At 38.4% G+C, this 22,896-nt stretch carries 20 protein-coding genes; 2 read left to right on the top strand and 18 right to left on the bottom strand.

Annotated elements, in window-relative coordinates; all coding sequences use genetic code 11:
- Positions 1 to 71 precede the first annotated feature (71 nt).
- Positions 72 to 308 (bottom strand): hypothetical protein, encoded by a 237-nt coding sequence (locus MHI57_RS18775; RefSeq protein WP_340977740.1) that lies wholly within the window; start codon positions 306 to 308, stop codon positions 72 to 74.
- A gap of 207 nt (positions 309 to 515) precedes the next feature.
- Positions 516 to 1,625: a M24 family metallopeptidase gene (locus MHI57_RS18770; RefSeq protein WP_322910197.1), complete on the bottom strand. Its 1,110-nt coding sequence runs from the start codon at positions 1,623 to 1,625 to the stop codon at positions 516 to 518.
- A 99-nt stretch (positions 1,626 to 1,724) separates the two neighbouring features.
- On the opposite strand from MHI57_RS18770, the gene MHI57_RS18765 reads away from it, so the two are divergent.
- Together MHI57_RS18765 and eutH are read left to right on the top strand one after the other, a co-directional pair.
- Positions 1,725 to 2,267, top strand: a complete 543-nt coding sequence (locus tag MHI57_RS18765) for a cupin domain-containing protein (RefSeq protein WP_095370683.1) — start codon at positions 1,725 to 1,727, stop codon at positions 2,265 to 2,267.
- A 28-nt stretch (positions 2,268 to 2,295) separates the two neighbouring features.
- A complete protein-coding gene (gene eutH / locus MHI57_RS18760; protein ID WP_340977739.1) occupies positions 2,296 to 3,390 on the top strand; it encodes an ethanolamine utilization protein EutH in 1,095 nt (364 codons plus the stop codon).
- A 1,036-nt stretch (positions 3,391 to 4,426) separates the two neighbouring features.
- On the opposite strand, the gene gatB is transcribed toward eutH, so the two are convergent.
- The 16 genes from gatB to MHI57_RS18680 all read right to left on the bottom strand — a co-directional run bounded on the left by gatB (position 4,427) and on the right by MHI57_RS18680 (position 22,793).
- Positions 4,427 to 5,854: an Asp-tRNA(Asn)/Glu-tRNA(Gln) amidotransferase subunit GatB gene (gene gatB, locus MHI57_RS18755; protein ID WP_224939000.1), complete on the bottom strand. Its 1,428-nt coding sequence runs from the start codon at positions 5,852 to 5,854 to the stop codon at positions 4,427 to 4,429.
- Between the two features lie 16 nt (positions 5,855 to 5,870).
- Positions 5,871 to 7,328: an Asp-tRNA(Asn)/Glu-tRNA(Gln) amidotransferase subunit GatA gene (gene gatA / locus MHI57_RS18750; protein ID WP_340977735.1), complete on the bottom strand. Its 1,458-nt coding sequence runs from the start codon at positions 7,326 to 7,328 to the stop codon at positions 5,871 to 5,873.
- 16 nt (positions 7,329 to 7,344) lie between these two features.
- Positions 7,345 to 7,635 carry an Asp-tRNA(Asn)/Glu-tRNA(Gln) amidotransferase subunit GatC gene (gene gatC, locus MHI57_RS18745; RefSeq protein ID WP_095370688.1) on the bottom strand — a complete coding sequence of 97 codons (291 nt, stop codon included), beginning with the start codon at positions 7,633 to 7,635 and terminating at the stop codon, positions 7,345 to 7,347.
- Positions 7,636 to 8,097: 462 nt separating this feature from the next.
- The gene (locus MHI57_RS18740) at positions 8,098 to 9,348 is read right to left on the bottom strand and encodes a glycosyltransferase family 2 protein (RefSeq protein WP_340977733.1); all 1,251 of its coding nucleotides are present in this window, start codon (positions 9,346 to 9,348) and stop codon (positions 8,098 to 8,100) included.
- Positions 9,341 to 10,123: a hypothetical protein gene (locus tag MHI57_RS18735; RefSeq protein ID WP_340977731.1), complete on the bottom strand. Its 783-nt coding sequence runs from the start codon at positions 10,121 to 10,123 to the stop codon at positions 9,341 to 9,343. The genes MHI57_RS18740 and MHI57_RS18735 overlap by 8 nt, the downstream gene beginning before the upstream one ends.
- A gap of 103 nt (positions 10,124 to 10,226) precedes the next feature.
- Positions 10,227 to 10,796, bottom strand: coding sequence for a hypothetical protein (locus MHI57_RS18730; RefSeq protein WP_095370691.1), 570 nt, complete (start codon positions 10,794 to 10,796; stop codon positions 10,227 to 10,229).
- Positions 10,789 to 11,313: a GNAT family N-acetyltransferase gene (locus MHI57_RS18725; protein ID WP_340977728.1), complete on the bottom strand. Its 525-nt coding sequence runs from the start codon at positions 11,311 to 11,313 to the stop codon at positions 10,789 to 10,791. The genes MHI57_RS18730 and MHI57_RS18725 overlap by 8 nt, the downstream gene beginning before the upstream one ends.
- 445 nt (positions 11,314 to 11,758) lie before the next feature.
- Positions 11,759 to 13,114: a tripartite tricarboxylate transporter permease gene (locus tag MHI57_RS18720; RefSeq protein ID WP_095370693.1), complete on the bottom strand. Its 1,356-nt coding sequence runs from the start codon at positions 13,112 to 13,114 to the stop codon at positions 11,759 to 11,761.
- Entirely contained in the window at positions 13,111 to 13,575 is a 465-nt protein-coding gene (locus MHI57_RS18715) for a hypothetical protein (protein WP_340977725.1), read from the bottom strand. Before MHI57_RS18715 ends, MHI57_RS18720 begins: the two co-directional genes overlap by 4 nt.
- Before the next feature lies 1 nt (position 13,576).
- The gene (locus MHI57_RS18710) at positions 13,577 to 14,842 is read right to left on the bottom strand and encodes a hydroxymethylglutaryl-CoA reductase, degradative (protein ID WP_095370694.1); all 1,266 of its coding nucleotides are present in this window, start codon (positions 14,840 to 14,842) and stop codon (positions 13,577 to 13,579) included.
- Between the two features lie 156 nt (positions 14,843 to 14,998).
- The gene (locus MHI57_RS18705; RefSeq protein WP_233435316.1) at positions 14,999 to 15,616 is read right to left on the bottom strand and encodes a helix-turn-helix domain-containing protein; all 618 of its coding nucleotides are present in this window, start codon (positions 15,614 to 15,616) and stop codon (positions 14,999 to 15,001) included.
- 65 nt (positions 15,617 to 15,681) lie between these two features.
- Positions 15,682 to 16,122, bottom strand: a complete 441-nt coding sequence (locus MHI57_RS18700; protein WP_340977723.1) for a YueI family protein — start codon at positions 16,120 to 16,122, stop codon at positions 15,682 to 15,684.
- Between the two features lie 254 nt (positions 16,123 to 16,376).
- Complete coding sequence (locus tag MHI57_RS18695) at positions 16,377 to 17,099, bottom strand: hypothetical protein (RefSeq protein ID WP_340977722.1); 723 nt, start codon at positions 17,097 to 17,099, stop codon at positions 16,377 to 16,379.
- Positions 17,100 to 17,326: 227 nt separating this feature from the next.
- The gene (gene aceA, locus MHI57_RS18690; RefSeq protein WP_095370697.1) at positions 17,327 to 18,622 is read right to left on the bottom strand and encodes an isocitrate lyase; all 1,296 of its coding nucleotides are present in this window, start codon (positions 18,620 to 18,622) and stop codon (positions 17,327 to 17,329) included.
- Positions 18,623 to 19,740: 1,118 nt separating this feature from the next.
- The gene (pruA, locus tag MHI57_RS18685) at positions 19,741 to 21,288 is read right to left on the bottom strand and encodes an L-glutamate gamma-semialdehyde dehydrogenase (RefSeq protein ID WP_095370698.1); all 1,548 of its coding nucleotides are present in this window, start codon (positions 21,286 to 21,288) and stop codon (positions 19,741 to 19,743) included.
- A gap of 284 nt (positions 21,289 to 21,572) precedes the next feature.
- Positions 21,573 to 22,793, bottom strand: coding sequence for an MFS transporter (locus MHI57_RS18680; RefSeq protein ID WP_095370699.1), 1,221 nt, complete (start codon positions 22,791 to 22,793; stop codon positions 21,573 to 21,575).
- Between the last annotated feature and the right edge of the window lie 103 nt (positions 22,794 to 22,896).

The following is a 22,896-nucleotide window of genomic DNA, read 5'->3' as shown; positions in this document are numbered from 1 at the left end:
AAAAAAAGATTGATTCTATAAAATATAAAACTCCTCAACAATCAAAGTGTTTTATTTTATAAACCAATCTGTTATCCGAAGAAATCATTAAATGACCATATAATAAGAAAGATACTTACGACACCCCAGGCTACTGTACCTAAAATCCAGTATATAATTGCTTGCATATCTCTATTTCTTTTGTACGCCCCATTTTCACCTTGAGCCACTAGCCTCGCGAGTTTATTCTCCATCCTTTTTTTCATAGAAGCAACTGTGATAAAACCGGAAACAATGATGAATAGAATCATCCAATGCAAAAGGTTCACACCTTCCCTCCGCTTCGTTTTAACCATAATAACATAAACTAGCGAGGTACTCTTATACGTGGATTAAGAAAGGATAAAATATCAAAACGAGATATGTATGGCATTTTAATATAGAAGATCTGCAAGTTATTTCTATAAACTACCTTTTACCATAAGTAAAGTGGTTGTAATCCAAATTATTTCGATAAAAACGATCGTTAAACTAAGTTAAAAACGGTCAATTACTTGCAATGCTGTTGGGAAAGATGTAAGAATTTCGGCCGTTCCTTCTTCGTTTATATAGACGTCTTCTTCAATTCTCACCCCACCAAATCCAGGTATATAAATCCCAGGTTCTACCGTGAAAAGTAAACCTTTTTCAACTAAACGATCGTTCTTTTCATGAATAGAAGGCTCTTCATGAACATCAATACCTAATCCATGGCCCACGCGATTATTAAAATATTGTCCATAGCCTGCCTCTTGGATCACACGGCGAGCTGCTTTATCAATCGAGCCGATTGGGATACCTGCACGAGCTGTTGAAACACCCGAAAGTGTAGCCTGCCTTACAATTTCATAGATATTCTTTTGCTTAGTCGTTGGTTCTCCTAGAACAAAAGTACGTGTGATATCGGAACAATACCCATCCGCAACAACCCCCATATCAATTAAAAGAAAGTCACCTTTTTGGAGCTTGTTCTGATCAGGATGCCCATGTGGTAAAGATGATTTTGCACCTGAGAGGACCGTTGTAGAAAATGAAGGACCATCGGCACCGAACTTTCTCATTAAATAATCAAACTCTGATACCAAATCGAGCTCTGTCATCCCTTTTTCAATTTTCTTCAATCCATCAGCCAGTACTTTTTCAATAATTGTTACTGCATGTAAAACCTTTGTCCGTTCAGCTGGCGTTTTCAGCATTCTTTGGTTTGCTATGAACCTACCTATATCTTGATAATTAAAATGCGGAAAAACGTTTTTAAGTTGTTCTTGTTGATAAAGTGTGATCTCTTTTATTTCCAATCCTACTATTTGATTATTCACTTGGATGACTGATTTTAATTTTTCATATGGATTTTCATCATCACTAATCGGAATAATGTTTTTCACATACGAATGCTCGCTAGCTGCTTCATAGTCTAATGCTGGCACAAATAAGTACTCCTCACTCTTTTGTAGATCAATAACAACCGCCATGAATCTTTCATACGGTTCACTATTAAACCCAGTATAATAGAAAATGTTTTTAGGTTGAGTGACGATAGCAAAATCAAGTTTCTGCTCATTTAAATATAACTGTAATTGTTTTAACCTTTTTTGGTAAATACTCATTTTTAATTCCCCCTTTTATAGTATAGGTAAAATTATTATACTATTACTGTATAAAACATGATAAGATAAAAAAGCAAAAAAAGAAAGGATGTCACCTCAATGGATGATATATATAAGAAAATTAAACAACTTCGGTACGAGCAAGGCATGACATTGAAAGAACTAAGTGAGAAAACGGAGCTATCTGTTAGTTTTTTATCACAAATTGAAAGAGGTACCTCTTCATTAGCTATCACTTCTTTAAAAAGGATTGCTGATGCTTTTGGGGTTAAAATGATTCATTTCTTTGAAGAAGATGATGATTTTCATTATGTGATGAAAAAAGAGCACCAACGACCATTTAAAATGGAAAGCTCGGACTCTACATTTATTAAACTAAGTGGTCATTTTCCTGAACGGAAATTGGAACCATTCATCGTAAAGTTAAAGCCTCGACAAAAAGATGTTGAACTGGTAAGGCACCCAGGTGAAGAGTTTTTCTATATATTACAGGGGGCACTTATTGTAAGAGTGGAGGATGAGGAATATCATCTAAACGAAGGAGAAACCATACATTTCCCATCAACCGTACCTCATATGTGGGAAAACCCACTCAATCAAGAAACAATCATTATTTCAATTACAACCCCTGCAATTTTCTAATAAACATCATTTCGAATGGAGAAACAAGATGAGCATAAATGATTTGATTATTTTTATTGTTGCCGCTTTCCTTTGTGTCGGTGCACTTGATAAAATATGCGGGAATAAATTAGGACTAGGTGAGCGATTCACTGCAGGAATGATGACGATGGGCTCCCTCGCGTTATCTATGATTGGGATTATTTCTTTAGCACCCGTCATAGCAGCCATTTTAACACCTGTGATTTCTCCCGTTTATGAATTCGTAGGCGCTGACCCAGCAGCGTTCGCCAATACTATTCTCGCCATTGATATGGGGGGCTATTCCCTAGCCACTGAGATGTCCATTTGTGCGGATTCAGAACTTTTCGCTTGGGTCTTCCTTGGCACTATGATGGGACCGACTATCGTATTTACAATCCCTGTTGCCTTAGGACTCATAGAAAAAGAAGACCAACCTTATTTTGCGAGGGGTATTCTAGTGGGACTTATTACTGTACCTTTTGGTTGTTTAGCTGGAGGCCTAGTTGCTGGATTGCCGTTTTTTATGATTATCAAAAACTTGATTCCTACCATTGTATTCTCTTTGCTAATTGCTTGGGGATTATGGAAAAAGCCTGAGAACATGATTCGAGGATTTGCCATCTTCGGTAAATTCATTGAAATCATTGCAATTATTGGTCTTACAGCGATTATATTTGAAACATTAACAGACCTAACACTGATCCCCCATTTAACGCCAATTGAGGAAGGGGTTCAAACAGTCGGTTCGATTGCTATTTTCTTAGCGGGCGCTTTTCCTTTGGTAGCTTTTATTTCGAAATATTTCAGGAAACCACTCAGTAAGATGGGATCTTGGTTAAAACTAAGTGATAAATCAACAGCTGGGTTGATTGCTTCACTCGCTCATAATATTCCCATGTTGATCATGCTAAAAGATATGGAACCGAGAGGCAAGGTCATTAATGTTGCTTTTACTGTAAGCGGAGCCTTTGTTCTAGGAAGCCACTTAGCCTTTGTCGCCGGTATTCAGAAAGAAGTCGTATTTGCCATGATTATTGGCAAGTTAGTGGGGGGCATTAGTGCCGTTTTATTAGCAATGATTGTAAGTAGGGACCTGAAGAAGCAGCATACATTTCGCTAAAGCGCGTCATCCTCTCAACTGATGATATACTTAAGTGCCAGGGGAATTTTCATATTTGTATAGAGACGGGGATTAATAGTAATTGCTGGTGTTGATAATGGTAGTAAATACAACTGAGTTGTTCGTTTTGGATAGATTATCGTTGAAGATCAGTTTATGTTAGCATGTGTTTTCTTTTTTTGCAGTGCTTGTATGACAGGAGGGCCTTTATTTGTAGCGGTTCTCTTGGTTGTGTTACTTATATGGCGTGGGAGCCTTTTTTAGTCGCGATTCTTCGGGTTGTGCTACTTATATGGCGTGGGAGCCTTTTATCAGTCGCGATTCTCTTGGTTGCCCTACTTATCTAGCACGGAATCCTTTTTTTAGTCGCGATTCTTCGGGTTACGCTACTTATATGGCGTGGGAGCCTTTTATCGGTCGCGATTCTCTTGGTTGCCCTACTTATCTAGCAAGGAATTCTTTTTTTAGTCACGATTCTCCGGGTTACGCTACTTATATGGCAAGGAATTCTTTTTTTAGTCGCGATTCTCCAGATTACGCTACTTATATAGCACGGAATCCTTTTATCTGTCGCGATTCTCTTGGTTACGCTACTTATATGGCGTGGGAGCCTTTTATTAGTCGCGACTCTCTTAGTTTCGCTACTTATGTAGCAAAGAATCCTTTTATCTGTCGCGATTCTCCAGGTTACGCTACTTATATAACAAGGAATCCTTTTATCAGTCGCGATTCTCTTGGTTGCCCTACTTATTTAACAGCGACTCAGTCGCGATTCCCTTGATTACACTACTTATTTGGCAGCTACCCTTTCTTTAGTATAGATTCTCTATTTGCTTATATCTCAAGCGATTCCATCTTTTGACTCCCAGACTCCTGCTATTGAGCTGTACAAAATTTCTATCCGTTAAAATTACTCTTTTCATTTCAGTTTCTGGCACCATTTATACAAAATGTAATGACTTTATTAAATTAATCAACTTTATTGCATTGCCATTACTAAACGAAAAAATCCGAACAATTGTCCGGATTTTTTTGATTAACGTTTTTGTATTTCCTGCATTAATAATTTATTTACGATTTGTGGATTCGCTTGTCCTTTTGTTGCTTTCATCATTTGACCAACAAGGAAGCCGACTGCTTTTTTCTTCCCATTTTTGAAATCATCAATGGATTGTGGGTTATTATCAAGGATTTCAGTAACGATAGCGAGTAGCGCTGATTCATCTGAAATTTGCACTAATCCTTTATCTTCAACGATTTTCTTTGCTTCTCCACCATTCTCAATTAATTCTTTGAAAACAGTTTTAGCAATTTTTGAAGAAATCGTTCCATCTTCAATTAACGCAATCATTCCTGCTAACCCTTCTGCTGTTAGCTTTGTTTCATGTAGTTCGAGCCCTTCTGCATTAAGATAGGCTGATACCTCACCCATGATCCAGTTTGAAGCTTGTTTCGGCTCTGCTCCCGCTGCAACAGTCGCCTCAAAGAAATCCGCTGTTTCCTTTGTTACGGTAAGGACACCTGCATCATAGGCAGGTAAGCCGAACGTATCGATATAACGTGTTTTACGTGCATCTGGTAGTTCAGGAATTTCCGCACGAATACGGGCTTTCCAATCTTCATCAATCACAATATCTAATAAATCCGGCTCTGGGAAGTAACGATAATCGTCAGAACCTTCCTTCACACGCATCAACAATGTTTTCCCAGTAGCTTCATCAAAACGGCGTGTCTCTTGTTCAATGACACCACCCTCACGAAGGACTTCTGCTTGGCGCTTCTCTTCGTACTCTAATCCTTTACGAACAAAGTTAAAAGAGTTTAAGTTTTTCAGTTCTGTTTTTGTACCAAATTCCTCCTGGCCGACAGGTCGTAATGAAATATTGGCATCACAACGTAAGGAACCTTCTTCCATCTTACAATCAGAAACACCAGTATATTGTACGATTGATTTTAGCTTCTCTAAATACGCATAGGCTTCATTTGGTGTGCGTATATCCGGCTCAGAGACAATCTCAATTAAAGGTGTTCCTTGACGGTTATAATCGACTAAAGAATACCCTTTGCCATGTGTTAGTTTACCCGCATCTTCTTCTAGATGAATACGCGTAATCCCGATTTTTTTCTTATAGCCATCTACTTCAATCTCAATCCAGCCATGTTCTCCAACCGGTTTGTCGAATTGAGAAATCTGATAGGCCTTTGGATTGTCCGGATAGAAATAGTTTTTACGATCGAATTTCGTCACTGGTGCAATCTCACAGTTTAGGGCCATAGATGCCTTCATCCCGTATTCAACTGCTTTTTTGTTGACTACTGGCAGTACACCTGGGTAACCAAGGTCAACAACAGTTGTGTTTGTATTTGGCTCTGCACCGAAATGGTTCGGACTCGCAGAGAAAATTTTTGAATCTGTTTTTAATTCAACGTGGACTTCAAGTCCGATGACTGTTTCAAATTCCATTATTCCTTGTCCCCCCTTACAGCTCCGGTTTTTGTTTATGGAAATCAGTTGCTTGCTCAAATGCATGGGCAACACGATAAACCGTGCTTTCATCAAAGTGCTTACCGATAATTTGCAACCCTAATGGTAACCCTTCTGAGAATCCACAAGGTACAGAAATACCTGGTACACCAGCAAGGTTCACAGGAATGGTTAAAATATCGTTCGCATACATTGTTAATGGGTCTTTCGTTTTCTCACCGATTTTGAATGCCGGTGTTGGCGTTGTTGGTCCGATAATTACATCATACTTTTCAAAGATGTTTTCAAAATCTTGTTTAATTAGTGTACGAACCTTTTGCGCCTTTTTATAATACGCATCATAATAACCTGAGCTCAGGGCAAATGTACCAAGCATAATACGGCGTTTTACCTCATCACCAAATCCTTCAGAACGAGACTTTTTATAAAGGTCAATTAAGTTCTCTGGATTTTCAGTACGGTAACCGTAACGTACACCGTCAAATCGTGCTAAGTTAGCTGAAGCTTCAGAAGAAGAAAGTAAATAATAGGCTGCAAGTGCATATTTAGAATGCGGAAGGGAAACCTCTTCCCATGTTGCTCCTAATTTTTCTAATACTTTAAGGGAAGCAAGCACCGATTGTTTGACATCTTCTTGCACACCTTCGCCTAAGTATTCTTTCGGAACAGCGATTTTCAATCCTTTCACATCACCGGTTAAGCCTTCAGCAAAATTCGGTACACTCACATTAGCTGAAGTAGAATCCATTGGATCAACGCCAGATATCGCCTGTAAAAGATACGCATTATCTTCAACTGTACGTGTAATTGGTCCCACTTGGTCAAGAGATGAAGCAAACGCCACTAAACCAAAACGAGATACACGACCATATGTAGGTTTAAGCCCAACAACCCCACAGAAAGATGCTGGCTGACGAATCGAACCACCCGTATCTGATCCTAGTGAAAATAATACTTCTCCTGCCGCAACTGCTGCAGCTGATCCACCAGACGAACCACCAGGAACCGTTTCGATATTCCATGGATTGCGTGTCGCTCTGTAACTTGAGTTTTCATTTGAAGATCCCATAGCGAACTCATCCATGTTTAATTTACCGATCGTAATGGCTTCTGCTTCTTTTAATTTCGAAACAACCGTTGCATCATAGATTGGATCAAAATTATCTAATATTTGACTCGCACAAGTTGTTCTTAAACCTTTTGTGACTAAGTTATCTTTGACACCGATTGGCATCCCGAATAACTGACCTTTTTGTTCGTCCGTTCCCAATTTACCATCGATTTCTTTTGCTACTTGACGTGCATGCTCTTCATCTAATGTTAAAAAGGCTTTTACTTTGTCATCTACTTCAGCAATTCTTTTATAAGATGCGTCGACTAAATCAGTCGCTGAAATCTCTTTTTTATGTAAAAGCTCATGAAGCTCAGACACTTTATGATCAAATAAACTCAAAATGTTTCCCCTCCAACTAATCCATGATTGACGGCACTTTAATATAGCCGCCTTGTGAATCAGGTGCATTCTTCAGAACTTCCTCTTGCGGCAGTCCTTTTGTTGCCTCATCTTCACGTAATACATTGTTCATATCCAACACATGGGAAGTCGGTTCCACATGATCGGTATCTAACTCGTTTAACTCTTCGGCAAACGAGATAATTGCATCTAGCTGATGTTGGAATTGCTCTGCTTCTTCTTCCGTAATCGCTAATCTCGCTAGGTTCGCCACATGCTTAACCTCATCAATTGTAATTCTAGACATATAGACACCTCCAAATTCAAATAAAAATACACAATTATATTGATCATATCAAACTTTCACGCGTTAAAGCAACATGAAGATCTGATCGTTTTCACCACCCTTTATTTTACCACGAGTTCAATAGATCGCCTAATGGACAAATAATAGAAATTGATTTTTGATAAAGGGGTCAAAGAACTTCCAGATAGAGGGGAAGGATTACGTAGTTTGTAGTTTAGTTAGCTATAGAGTAAGATCAATGGCAAAGTAGGGATGAGTGGTTCATAGGGTTGAAGAACCATCAGAGAACCAAGATTTTCTTCAATAATTCTGATTCATTACATGTGACCAACAATTCCCCCTTGGACGCACTCACCTCTGCGTCTTCATTTGCAACCAGTAATTCTTATCAGCCCCAAAGCATTTTCTACCACAACTCGACAATAAAAGTGAACCACATCCGTATAAAAAAGATGAAGCCACTCATGCTGCTTCATCTTTCTCGTCTGCTTTAAAGCGTGTTGTTTTATCCCATCCAATCGTTAAGCCTCTCACACGATGATAAAGATAAATCGCAAACGCGCGAATAAGTAAGATGACGAATAGTTGGGCATACGTAAAATACATAATTGCCCCAACAAAAAGGCTTGTTAGCGAGAGCTGTTGATTTACTGCTAAACTGCTTATAATTTGGATGGAGTATACCACATAGCTCATTAACCAAATCATCAATAAAGGGGCTGCCATTTCGGGAAAATTAATACCGAATAAGCTACCGACAAAAATAACATTTGAAGTAATTAAGAAAAATATAAATACAAAATAGGTTAAAAGATGTTGCAAACTATGGAAGAAAGTTTTACCTTTCCAAAAATGAATATCCTTGAAGCTCTTCTCTAGTAAATAAAGATTACCAATGAGCCATCTTGTTCTTTGTTTTAAAAAGGTTTGAAGATTCTCTGGTTCCTGTTCCCACGTTTGTGCATATGGAACAATCGGTAATACGTATCCCTTCTGGGTAATTCGTATCGTCAACTCTGCATCTTCCGCAAGTGCAAACGGGTCATACCCCTCTAGCTCTTCAATGACAGAACGTCTTAAAAGCATATTAGTTCCCGGTAAAGAGCCAAGGTTAAACAATTTCCACCTACCGCTTTGCATTGTCAATTGAAATACTTGAAACTCTATTGAAATCATCCGCGTGAGCAAATTTTTATTTTGATTAAGGGTACGAACTACTCCGACAGCTCCGGCTGCATTCTCTGTTTGTTCTGCTATTTCTACTAGCTTTGTCACAGCATCCGAGTCTGGCTGATTATCCGCATCGTACACAAGAAAATAATCAGATTGGCTAATACTCAATCCATAATTAAGCACTCTCGACTTTCCCTTAGGTTCGCCAGGCGGGACCTTAATATAGTGAATACGCGAAAAGTTTTCTGCAAAACTTCTAGCCACTGCCGCTGTTTGATCTATCGACTGGTCGTCTAATAAGAATACATCAAGATGACCAGGATACCTTAATTTCATCATAGCATTCAGCGTATCCTCAAGAATTAACCCTTCATTATGAGCAGGGATTAAAATAGCAACAGAAGGATATTTCAAAAGAGGTCTACGCTTTCTTTCTCTTTCCCTTTTATAATGCAAAACACCAGAAACTAATAAAATCGTATAATAAAAAAGCAAAAACCAAAAGAAAGCCATAATCAAGAGTAACACGACCTTAAACATTCGACTTCTCCTCCAGCAACATCTGATAGACCTCGTCAAAATCGACTATAGCATAATCGCGAAAGTGGATAGGTGGCTGAATCATGTTCATTTGCAGACGTAAATTACTTAATAGTCTGTTTTGAAATTTAATGACGCCTTCTTCATTCGTATTTTGCAAGAAAATAATGAAAGACGCACCTTCACTCATAAAGAAATCGAAATCACTCCGAATGGTTTCTTCTATTACATTTTGTATTAAGCCTTGCCAAGCCTTTTGCGTCACTCCACTATTTAAACCAGATACCTTTAATAGAAAACCTGTTTCATTCCTTCTATTCATTCCCCGCAATGTTATTTTGCTACGTTCATAAAACTCCTGTTTTGTAAGCATTAGCCCGTCTGAGTCCATATATTTTCTTAAAGCAACCGTTTCCGCTAATAATTCTTTCATGCGGATGTCCATACTTAAAAAGCTATGCCTGATAAAAAGGAGAGGGACAACAGATAATACATAAGATATAAATAAAGAAATCAATTGCACCTGATTAAAAACCGTTTGTAAATAACTGAAATAACATAATAGAAAACCATATAACACAGTGAGTGCACTTATAACTATATAAGACCATTTTGGTGAAAGGAAAAGTATAACCATAACACTAGCTAGTAGAACTGCCCAATGGAAAAAAAAGACCTCAAGAGATGAGGAGTGAATGGCGATCGCAAATAATAAGAAATTTCCTATCATAAAGAGAAACAATAATAAAGAGAAGTTAGCTTTCCGAATAATCATCCCATAGCCTCCGTGATCAAACTCAAACTTCTCTCATCATACTCGATTGTCTTACGATTTTCATTGCATAATCTTTGGTAAACTTTTATTTCACAACAGTTAATCAATCTTCCCAATAAAAATGCGCGTCAAAGACTTTGTATGGCGGTTCACTGAGTATTGTTGGGATATCTATCTGAAAATCTAAATACTGATCTACATCTGCTTTTGTCAAAATAACATAATGATATGCTTCTACGATTTTTTTTATTGCCCAAATTTGTTTACTCCATGTCTCAGATGGCCATTCACACACAGTATGACTTGCTAAAAAGTCGCTACTTCCACTACTACCATGTCTCGTCATTTCACCTTTACCCATAATAACTACGGGCGCTAACCTTGAAATATATAACCATAAACCCTTCATAGATACTTCACCATTTGCTAATACTTCTTCCTCTTCCTTTTTCCAGAGAAACACACTAACATACGAGGCAAATCCACTGCCATAATGGTCAAAATCTGCTTCATACAACAACCCTTTTAATCCACCTATCTCTCCTACCAAATGGGAGATGTATTGTTCCATCTCGGTATCACCACCTTGTATAAAAGGGTAGAAATCACCCACTCGCTTTCCTTGAATAACCTTTTTTAAAAAATTTTCCGTAAGTAACGTCCTTTTATCCATTACTCTCATTCCTCCGCCCCATTAAGATCGTAGAATAATAGATATCGCCTATTTTTTTATCATCCTTTAATTCTCCTTCTACGATAAAACCAAGTCGTTCATACAGTGCAATCGCCTTTTTATTTGTTTCTAATACTTGCAGCGTTACTTTTCTAATCCCTTTTTGATCTGCCCATTGCAACATTTCTTGAATAAGACTTTTTCCTATAGATTGTCCCCAATATTGTTTTTTCACAGCAACACCAAACTCCAATCGATGTGAAGTCCTCTTTAATTTGCCCCCTTTACCTCTTAGGAAACCCACAAGGTGACCTTTGACTTCTGCTACTAAAAATATACTATTCTTTTCAACTGACTCAGATCGTATCATCTCTTCAAAATCTACCGTACTTAAAAAATCTTCTCCTCGTTCCCTGTCAAAGTTATCCGTCTCACCGTCCACAATCAACCTTAACTGAGATAATTGTTCCGCATCCATCACTGTCGCTTTACGAATATGAAAAATTCTCGTTTCCATTCATTTTCTTCCTTTCTACCACTTTTGCAAACCTATACCAAAGTTGTAACGCTTCCTCTAAACCACTTGTACGGTCACAACAAAATTATCTTCTAACAATTCAGTACTATCTTCATGTACAACTAAGTGTAAAGTTTTCTCATCGGTTTTAAAAACATTTAACTTATCTAGATATTAAAAACGAATGAATTACATTAGAAAAATAATTGGAAGCATCCGTTTCATCCCCATTCGCTTGAAAAGGATCTCTTATTTGTATGTAATCGGCAGGCATTTACTCGTTTTAGCCTAATTGACAGCATCCCTTCAGCCATATCCGCAATCTGGCTCCTCACTTTTTGCTGACGGAGACATTTTCTTATCACCATTAAAAAGAGACCGTATGCATACGGTCCCCTCTCCCGACTTTCTATCCATTTCTTCATTTTCATAAAAAAATCCTTTCTTAAAAACCAAATAAAACACTAATTAACCAGGCTGATGCATAAAATACCATAAACTGAACGCCTGAACCAATTCCGAGGATTTTATTCAAAAGCCCCCCAATTGCAGCCATTGTAAAGGTGAGTACGATACCGACTAATCCTGCTTCGTGAAAAGCCAATAAACAGGCTAAACCAATAAACATAGCAACGATTGCCTCTTGACTAATAAAGCGCATGACCAAAACGGTTGCCTTTCTCGCGTAATTCATTGAAAACGGATAAGCAATTAGAGTGGCAATGATAAGACCAATCGCTCCATATAAAAGAAAATCTAAAGGATCTAGGTAATTATGGAGATTATTAACCGGATCACTTGTAAACACTGGTGGTGCATTAAATAACGGCGATGCTGGTCCTAATGCAACAGGACTCAACGGAATACCAAATGCTATTAAAGGAATGATTGCTTCGGCAATATAGGTTGACTCTGTGACTCCATTCATTGTGGTTAAACTGGACGTTGATTTTTTATAAATCCCTTTCGATCTCGAACCCACAATTTCCCCCATTAAGGAAGTCATTCCTACAGGGCTAAATACAAATGTCAAAGAAGAAATAAAGCTTGTACCAGTCGTTTGCATCGTTTGCCTTTTTGTCAGTATTTTAAATGGATTAGGAAAAAATCCTGCCCATGATTTATTATCTGGTGCCAAATGATACTCTTTAGGACGATCTCTTTGAATGGTCTGTCGTGCATTTCCTGACAGTGCAAACAAAATATCAGTAAACATTGGACCAATGGCAATTCCTAAAAAGAAACTAATGGTTAAATGCTTATCTAATATGCTAAAACTTAATACATCTAAACTTTTAATAAAAAAAGCTAACGGGATAATCATCAAAACACTTACCCATTTTCCTTTTGAGAAAAAAGCAATTAAAATGGCCGCTAACGTAAAAATCAATCCTGAAGCTGATTTGAAAAAGTCAGCAAATTGTCCAAGGAATTGTCCTAATAAGACGGCTGTCGGTAAGGCGATAAAAGCACCAATCACACCACCCGATACCATTTTCCTTAATGCAATATGAGGCATCCCTAGCCTTCTTAAAGCAGAGGCATGATCAATTAATGGGACAGCAGTTGTATCTCCCGGAATACCCATTAACGCGGTAGGAACGGCATGAGTTAAGTGTTTGGCAAGTACAGCTGCCATAAAAAAGGCAAACACAGCTGCCGGGGGAGCTCCTAACAAGATAACTAATAAGGTAAATGGCACCATTATAGCCGTTTCATCTGTTCCAGAGATTAACCCAATTAAAGAAAATAGAATAGCACCAATTAAAGCTAAGCAAATAGATATGAGGAGAATACTCATTTCTTATCGTCCTCCCCAATTGTCCTAAACTTATCGAGAACGCCAAGTGCTTCCATTTCTTTTCTCGTAACAGGATCTTCTTCAATTAATAAATATTCTTCCTTTGGATCTAACTGCATATCTTTAAAAATCTCTTCCATACTTTCAAGAGAAGTTTCTTCTTCTGTCAGCACTCTACTAGGTTTAAATATAAAGGCACATAAAGCAAGTGATAATACACTACCGCCAATACCAAGCAATAAAGAATACGACGATACCATCTTTTCGCTGGCAAACAGAGGAAATAATCTTTCCCCTAAAAGGTATCCACTTAAACTAAGAATGATACTTATAATAATTGCTAGAATAATATTACGAGGTAAAACTGTATCACCTAATATTTCAAGATATTTAGGTGCTTCATTTATTTTATCTAGTTCTATGTTTTGCTTCCCCTTATCCACATGTAAATTAGGAGCCATATTAAATCCTCCCTTGTATCTCTTTTGTTAATTGTAGGATTCGATCAAACCTTACATCTTTTTCCTTTACTGCTTCAGCAACGACTCGACCAATCTCATCCCCTGTTGCACCAGCCATAACAGCTAAGTTTTTTGCATGAAGGGCCATATGACCTTTTTGAATGCCATCAGTTGCTAAAGCTCTCATCGCAGCTAGATTCTGCGCTAAACCAACGGATGCAATACAACAAGCTAACTCTTCTGCTGATTGAATATCTAATATTTTTAAATTTACTTTGGCAACCGGATGAGTCTTTGTAGCTCCACCAATAATGCCAACAGGCATCGGAAGTTCAATAGATCCAACTAAGTCACCTGCTCGATTTTCTTCCCATTTCGTAAGAGAACGATATTGCCCTGTTACTGCAGCGAAAGCATGGGCGCCGGCCTCAACTGCCCTTGTATCATTCCCAGTCGCGAGTACAACGGCAGATATACCATTCATAATTCCTTTATTATGTGTAGCCGCTCGATAAGGATCAGCATCTGCAAACTCGTAAGCGTTTACAATCTTTCGCACAACTTCTTCTCCACCAAGTAGATCCTTTGAAAATACCGCATGAGCTCTAGCTAATCGTCTGTCAGCCAAGTTAGAAATAATTCTAAGAAGCGCTTTTCCTGAAGTAATATTCTCTATCAATGGAGCAATTGATTCCGCCATTGTATTGACAGCATTCGCCCCCATTGCATCCTTTGTATCTACTAATAAATGAACCACAAGTAAAACCTCATTCACCGTTTGGATAATCTTTACCTCTATGTCTATTGCGCCTCCACCAATAGCTACTAGAGTTGGATCCTTTTCGTTGCATATTTTCAAAATTTCTGATTTCTTATCATACACCCTTAATCTTGCAGCATATGGATCTTCAACACCTATAACTTGTATCTGACCAATCATTACCGATCCACTTAATGATGCAAAAAAACCACCTTTATCATAGGATGCCTTCGCTGCATTACTTGCGGCAGCGACTACGGAAGGCTCTTCAGTTGCCATCGGTATAAAAGTGTCCTTACCATTAATTTTAAAATTCGTTGCTACCCCAACAGGAATTGAAATTGAACCTAACACATTTTCAATCATGGCATCTGCCGTACTAATAGAAAGGGGTTGTTTGCCAATAAGTATTTCCTTATCTTCCTCTGTCAAATGACACGCTTCTGATATTATTTGAAGTCTCTCCTCAACCGAAAATCGATGAAAACCAGATAGACGACTATTCATTCCATTCACTCCTTAGTACTTTTATTTAATATCATTCAACTAAGTTGAATGATATTAAATAAAATATTACACCCCCTTTCTGTAAAAGTAAATAAAAAATCTGAAAATTATAAAGGGTTTTGGAATCTCTTGAGAAGATCATCCAAAACCCTACTATTATCTTTCATCTGCTTGTATAAAAATGGTTAATACTTTTGCTTCCTTTTTTTCTACTGGTAAAAACACATGTGGAATGGTACCAGCAAAATACGCACTATCACCTTCATGTAATAAGTATTTTTCTCCATCATAAGAGAGATAAATTGAACCTTTTAATATGTATATAAATTCGTCTTCTAAATGTGTGTATGGACCTTCTTTAGCTGAGTCCTCCAAAACCGTCACAACAACTGGATCAATCTTACTGAACGGAGATCGATTAGCTAATGTTTCATATAGATAGCCCATTTCCTTATTGCCAACCTTTGTCGTGCGGCTTTGACTCGGGGATAGCACTAAATTTTTGCTTTCATTTTCTTCAAGCACCCAAGATAAGGGAATATCTAGTTGATTAGATATTTTTAACAAAGTTGCCACAGCAGATGCTGTTTGACCATTCTCTATTTTAGAAATTAGACTTTTCGTTAGCCCACATTTTTCTGCTAAATCTTGTTGTGTCATTTGCTTGTTTAATCTAGCTTGCTTAACTCTCTTACCTATTTGCCTTAACTCGATTAGAAACCTCTCCCTCATATCTTTTAATAAAATTATATAATGAGGTTTGGATGGTTTCAAATTAAGTTTCACTCTTTTCAACAAAGTTGAATTAGAAAAAGGCCGTTATCCCACGACCTTTCCCTTTATTTTCTAAATATTTTTTTCATCCACTGTTTAAATCCAGCCTCAGTTTGATTCGCTTCTTTATAAACCTTAGTTTGTTCTTGCACATAAATGTCATCTTGATCAATGGCATAATCATATGCGAGAACAAGACCAAGGTCCGAGTTGTAGTCCTTGTTCGTGACAATGGTAAATGACATATGCTGTTCAGACGCTAGTTTGGCATACTTCGATATGTCACGATAAGCAATATGACCATTTAAATATACGCGTGCTTGTTTATTTTTTGTCATCGCTTCTTTTACTTCTTTCATGATACCCGGTTTCCTTACTTGCGCCTGTGTCAAAGCGATAACGGTTCTTTCTCTCAATGTGCCCAGAAATTTTCTACGTTCATCTGGCTTCGTTTCTTTTTTTCCATAAATTCCTTGTGTAATATAATCATCAACCTTCTCAGCCATACCGTTATTACCTCCACCTCATCAATCAAACGTTTGATTAATGGATATGTTCGTTTTAGTATACGTGCCCATTGACTTGAACTCAACTCTTTCACTTAAGCGTATGAAAATTTGGGCAAAAGGTGATTAGTGGACCTGTAATTATTTACTTTTCTTTGGAGGACTTTGAATCGTAGTACAATCAGTCGTGAGAGGAACAAAAATGTACATTATCGATTATTATAGACTGGACAAAAACATCCTAGAAAATATGCTTAATTGGATTTCGATATGCACTCAGCTTCCGGTTTTTTTCTGAGCGACTCGCTAACCTCGTTTGCTACGCACTCAGCTCCGGTTTCCCTTCTGAGTGACTTGCTAACCTCGTTTGCTACGCACTCAGCTCCGGTTTTCCTTCTGAGTGACTTGCTAACCACCTTTGCTAAGCGCTCATATCCTCTTTTCCTCTTGAGCGACTTACTAACCACTTTTGCTACGCGCTCATTACCACTTTTCCTTCTGAGTGACTTGCTAACCACTTTTGCTACGCGCTCAACTTCCGGTTTCCTTCTGAGTGACTCGCTAACCTCTTTTGCTACGCGCTCATTTCCTCTTTTCCTTCTGAGCGACTTACTAACCACTTTTGCTACGCGCTCATTTCCTCTTTTCTTTCTGAGTGACTTGCTAACCACTTTTGCTACGCGCTCATTTCCTCTTTTCTTTCTGAGTGACTTGCTAACCACTTTTGCTTCTCTCTCATATCCACTTTTCCTTCTGAGTGACTTGCTAACCACCTTTGCTACGCGCTCAACTTCCGGTTTCCTTTTGAGTGACTTGCTAACCTCTTTTGCTACTCTCTCATATCCACTTTTTCTTCTGAGTGACTTGCTAATCCACTTTGCTAAGCGCTCAGCTCCGGCTTTTCTTTTGAGTGACTCGCTAACACCTTTTGCTACGCGCTCATATCTACTTTTCCTCTTGAGCGACTTACTAACCACTTTTGCTACGCACTCAACTTCCGGTTTCCTTCTGAGTGACTCGCTAACCTCTTTTGCTACTCTCTCAGCTCCACTTTTCCTTCTGTGTGACTCGCAATCCCTATTTCTTTCCGCCCTAACGGCATTAGATTACTTTTGTAGCCACCTTCTCCTTTACACAAAAAAGACCTCCCCATCTAAAATAGGGAGGCAAAAAATTGGAGTTATTATTAGGGCAATACAAAAAATTACACTTGAACTTCTTCATCCTTCGTAAACTGTTCTTCTTCGGTTGAGCCTTTTAGTGCGGTTGTGGATGATGTACCACCTGTAATAGTCATGGAAACTTGGTCGAAATAACCTGTTCCTACTTCACGTTGATGTCTTGTTGCCGTGTAACCATCTGCTTCACTAGTAAATTCACGTTGTTGAAGTTCAGAGTAAGCTGCCATTCCACGATCCTTATAACCTAGTGCAAGTTCAAACATGCTGTGATTTAATGAGTGGAAACCAGCTAATGTCACGAATTGGAATTTGTAACCCATTTTTCCTAACTCAACTTGGAATTTAGCAATCGTTTCTTGATCCAATTTCTTCTTCCAGTTAAATGAAGGTGAGCAGTTGTACGCTAGTAGTTTACCAGGGAACTTCTCGTGAATAGCATCTGCAAATGCTTTTGCTTCTTCTAAGCTTGGCTCTGATGTTTCGCACCAGATAAGATCAGCATATGGTGCATAAGCAAGTCCTCTTGCAATTGCTTGATCTAAGCCTGCTTTGGTCCGGTAAAACCCTTCCGGTGTTCTATCCCCAGTAATAAAAGCGGCATCATATGGATCAACATCACTAGTAATTAAATCAGCGGCATTCGCATCGGTTCTTGCAATGACTAGTGTGGGTACACCCATCACGTCTGCTGCTAATCTAGCAGATATTAAGTTTTTCACTGCCGTTTGTGTAGGAAGTAATACTTTCCCTCCAAGGTGTCCACATTTTTTCTCCGAGGATAATTGATCTTCAAAATGGACCCCAGCTGCACCTGACTCAATCATGCCTTTCATGAGTTCATACACATTCAGCTGTCCACCAAAACCAGCCTCTGCATCCGCTACAATTGGCGCAAACCAATCAATTGATTCATCTTGTTCCATATGGTGAATTTGATCCGCTCTTTGTAGCGCTTGATTAATACGTTTCACTACATTTGGTACACTATTCGCTGGATATAAACTTTGGTCTGGGTACATTTGTCCAGAAAGGTTCGCATCAGCAGCAACTTGCCACCCGCTTAAATAAATCGCCTTCAACCCCGCTTTTACCTGCTGTACCGCTTGATTGCCTGTTAATGCACCTAAAGCATTTATGAAATCTTCCTCATTAATGAGCTTCCATAACTTCTCAGCCCCTCTCCGAGCAAGCGTATATTCGATATCAATTGATCCTCTTAGTTTAATAACCTCTTCTGCAGAATAAGGTCTTTCAATCCCCATCCAACGTGAATCATTTGCCCAAGCCTCTTGTAATTGTTTAACTCTTTCATTCGCCATCTGTTAAATCCTCCCTTTAATCATTTGAATAAAAAACCCGTCTTTATTGTTGTATTACAATAACCTCTTAACAATTTGTATTATATAACAGACAATCCATTATTGGAACTGTTTTATTCAAAATAATCTGATATTATTTTCGACAAATATCGACAACTACGATAAAAACATTGATATACCAACGTTTTCAAAGGGGTTATAATTTAAGATTGTTATAATACAGATTAAAAAACATTCAAAATTACAAACTAGAAAACTTTCATTTGTTTGGCAATAGTTCAATTCTAATGAAGAGTCTTTATAAAGTTTTAGAATGAGGAGTCTTGAGGTTTTTGCTCTTTTGACTGTAGGAGACCCTTTAAGGATAGCGAAGCAAACCTTTTTTGCTCTGCTATTTTTCTTTCAATTTGTATGAGTAAACTCGCTCTGCTCGGGTATCTTTCCGGTTTCTGCAGAGTTGCACGTGCAATCGCACTTTCCTACGCTATCTTTCCAGTTTCCCACACAGTTGTACGCGCAATCGTCTTTTCCCCAGCTACCTTTTCCATTTTCCCACACAGTTGCACGTGCAATCGGACTTTCCTACGCTATCTTTCCGGTTTCCCATACAGTTGCACGCGCAATCGCACTTTCCTACGCTATCTTTCCCGTTTCCAATACAGTTGTACGCGCAATCGTCCTTTCCCCAGCTATCTTCCCAGTTTCCCATACAGTTGCACGTGCAATCGTCCTTTCCCCAGCTATCTTCCCAGTTTCCCATACAGTTGCACGCGCAATCGCACTTTCCCCAGCTATCTTCCCAGTTTCCCATACAGTTGCACGCGCAATCGCACTTTCCCCAGCTATCTTCCCGGCTTCTTACGGTCGGAATCGCTATCTCGCTTTCCTCCGCTATCTTGCCATTTTCCTACAATGTTATCCGAGCAAACTCTTTAATACTAGCTATCCAACCAGATTTCAGTAAAAGTCTACTCATAACCACCCTGGCTAAGGATTGCCGAGTAATGTTTGTCATCCGCTCACTACTACGTCAACTTTTGCCAGTAGATTTGGTAAAGGTACGTACATAAAAAAAGGCACTCACCGTATTTTTGGTGAGCACCTTTTGATTAGACAGATTAATACATTTCAGATGTTGTTTTTGCTTGCATGTGTAGCATGATGTAGTCAGGGCCACCCGCTTTTGAGTCTGTTCCTGACATATTGAACCCTCCGAATGGTTGGTAACCGACAATCGCCCCTGTACAACCACGGTTGAAGTAAAGGTTTCCGACATGGAAATCTTCACGTGCTTTTTGGATATGTTCACGGTTGGTTGTAATAACAGCACCCGTTAAACCATACTCCGTGTTGTTTGCCACTTCAATTGCATGGTCGAAGTCTTTTGCTTTTGTGAAACCGACAACTGGGCCGAAGATTTCTTCTTTCATGAGACGAGCTTCTGGATCAAGATCAGCGAACACTGTTGGTTGAATGAAATAACCTTTAGAGTCATCGCCTTCTCCACCGGCTACTAATCTTCCTTCTTGTTTACCGATTTCAATATAACTCATGATTTTATCATACGCAGCTTGGTCAATAACCGGTCCTGTAAAGTTGCTTGTGTCTTCCGGATTACCAGCTTGTTTCTCTTTTGTAATTTCGATTACGCGATTTAACACTTGGTCGTAAACATCTTCAACGATGACTGCACGTGAACATGCAGAACATTTTTGACCAGAGAAACCAAAGGCTGAAGCTACGATTGATTGAGCAGCAAGCTCTAAATCTGCTTCTTTATCTACAACAATGGTATCTTTACCGCCCATTTCAGCAATGACACGTTTAATCCAGATTTGACCATCATTTAATTTTGAAGCTCGTTCGTTAATACGAAGGCCAACATCACGAGATCCTGTAAATGATACGAAACGAGTATCTTTGTGATCTACTAAATAGTCACCTACTTCTGCGCCACTTCCTGGTACAAAATTCAGTACACCTTTTGGTAGACCGGCTTCTTCCATAACTTCTACGAATTTCGCAGCCACAATTGGCGTTGTAGAAGCGGGTTTTAATAGAACGGTATTCCCTGCAACAATAGCAGCAACGGTTGTACCTGCCATAATCGCTAATGGGAAGTTCCAAGGAGAAATGATGATACCAACGCCAAGAGGAATATAATCATAACGATTAAATTCATTTGGTCGACTGTTAACAGGCACACCATCTTTAATTGCAAGCATTTGACGCGCGTAATACTCTAAGAAATCAATCGCTTCAGCTGTATCAGCATCTGCTTCATTCCATGGCTTCCCTGCTTCCTTTGTCAATAAGGCAGAGAATTCATGTTTACGTCTACGAATGATGGCTGCTGCTTTAAATAACACATCTGCACGTGTTTCTGGCTTCACTTTCTTCCATGATTGGAAGGCTTTAACTGCAGCTTGCATTGCTTTTTCAGCTAGCTCTTGGTTCGCTTTTGAAACGCGACCAATGATTTCTTCTTTATTCGCTGGGTTTACAGAAACGATTTTATCTTCAGTAGAGATACGTTCTCCATCGATTAATAAATCATAATCTTGACCTAAATAACCTTTAACCGTTTCTAAACCTTTTAAATACCCTTCACGGTTTTGCTCAACGCTAAAATCAGTAAATGGCTCATGCTTATAAGATTGTACCATTTTTTCATCCTCCTATAAGTTCACATCAGTCATTTTGAAATGTTGCTACAATTGGCACATTTCAGACTGTGAAAAGATTAACCCTAACAATTATTATACTACCATAATTAGAGAAAATTCAGCAATGATTCTACTAATACTATTTTTAGAAAAATAATAAAGTTTCTATTAAATTGATTTTTTTCTCCTATTGATCAAGGATCTACCTAGTTGATTCACAATAGTATGCTAGTGATCAAAAGACCACTTCTTTTATATTAAAGTGGTCTCTTGTTTTAAATACATTAATAAGTTGACTCGTAATTTCTATACGTCTTTCCTTTCCATAAAGTGACTAGAGCAATGATTAATCCAATAACAGAAAAGGACAAAATGACTAATTGGATATCAATTCCCTTAGACACGAGTAAAGTGACAGTGGCATAAGCCAACGGGTCAAAGCCGTTCATCGCTAAGAAAACAATACTCATCACTCTTCCCATAATCCTTGGGTCTGTATCTTCTTGTGCTGAAGTGAAGAATGGAATAGAAACAAATGTCATCGTAAATCCAATAAAGAAAGCTAAAGCTGTCAATATATACAAATTGGGAATTTGGCTAAATGCTATCGCAACAATTAGTGTTGCAATTAGACCAACAATAGAAGTGAACCCCCTACGGCGTATTTTAACCATCCCAATAATAGCAGTACTAACTAACATCCCCACTCCTAATGCTGATTCAATGTAACTAAGATTGATTGGTGAACCTCCGTACGTCTCTACTAAGATGGGAATCGCAATAGAAATCGCACCAAAGGCAAAGAAATTTAACGTGATTAAAATAAGAATGCCTGTAATCAAAAATTTGCTCGCTTTGACATAAGAAAACCCTTCGATCAAATCTTTCAGTGGTGTTTGTTTGACTGTATTGTCTACTGGACCTTCTTTTAAGAATGGTGGAAACATAAAGAAAGCAGACAACAGAACAATAATAGCTGAAACTAAATAACCTGTTGTTACGCCAGCGAACTCCATGATACTCCCAGAAATAATTGGACCAACAATAAAACCAATTTGACCTAACCCCTGAATGATTGCGTTCGCTTGTTTGATCTGTTGTACTTGTACCAACTTGGGAATTAACGAGGTTCCGGCTGGTCCAGAAAAAGCATCTAGTGTTCCAAAAAAGAACCCCAAAATAAGCAAATAAACAAATGTTAATTGACCGGCATTGTTTAGTAAAAAAATGAGTACGAGTAAAACACCTTGAATGGTACTCGTAGTGAACATAATGGTCGTCTTCTTATATTTATCAGCAAGTACTCCACCAAATGCCATCATAACTACTCTAGGTACAGTAATGGCAATGAGAATCATGCCTAGTGAACTAGCAGACCCTAAATCTGAAATTACAAACCAAGTAGTTGTCATGAAAAACATACTAAATCCAATAATCGCCAAAAAGCTACCAATAAATAAGAAAATAAAAGGTGTGTTTCTCATTAAAGAATATCGTTGTTCCATTCATACCCTGCCTCTCTCATTCTATCTACACCCAATCATAGAAGATAACGTAACGTGAGATGCAAGCTTTTTCTAATAGAAAATACTTTTTTATAGATGATTG

It is taken from the genome of Cytobacillus sp. FSL K6-0129, assembly GCF_038007625.1.
GTDB classification, from domain to species: domain Bacteria; phylum Bacillota; class Bacilli; order Bacillales; family Cytobacillaceae; genus Cytobacillus; species Cytobacillus kochii.
The sequence above is the reverse complement of the archived record's forward strand: the minus strand, read 5'-3'. Positions and strand labels throughout refer to the sequence as shown.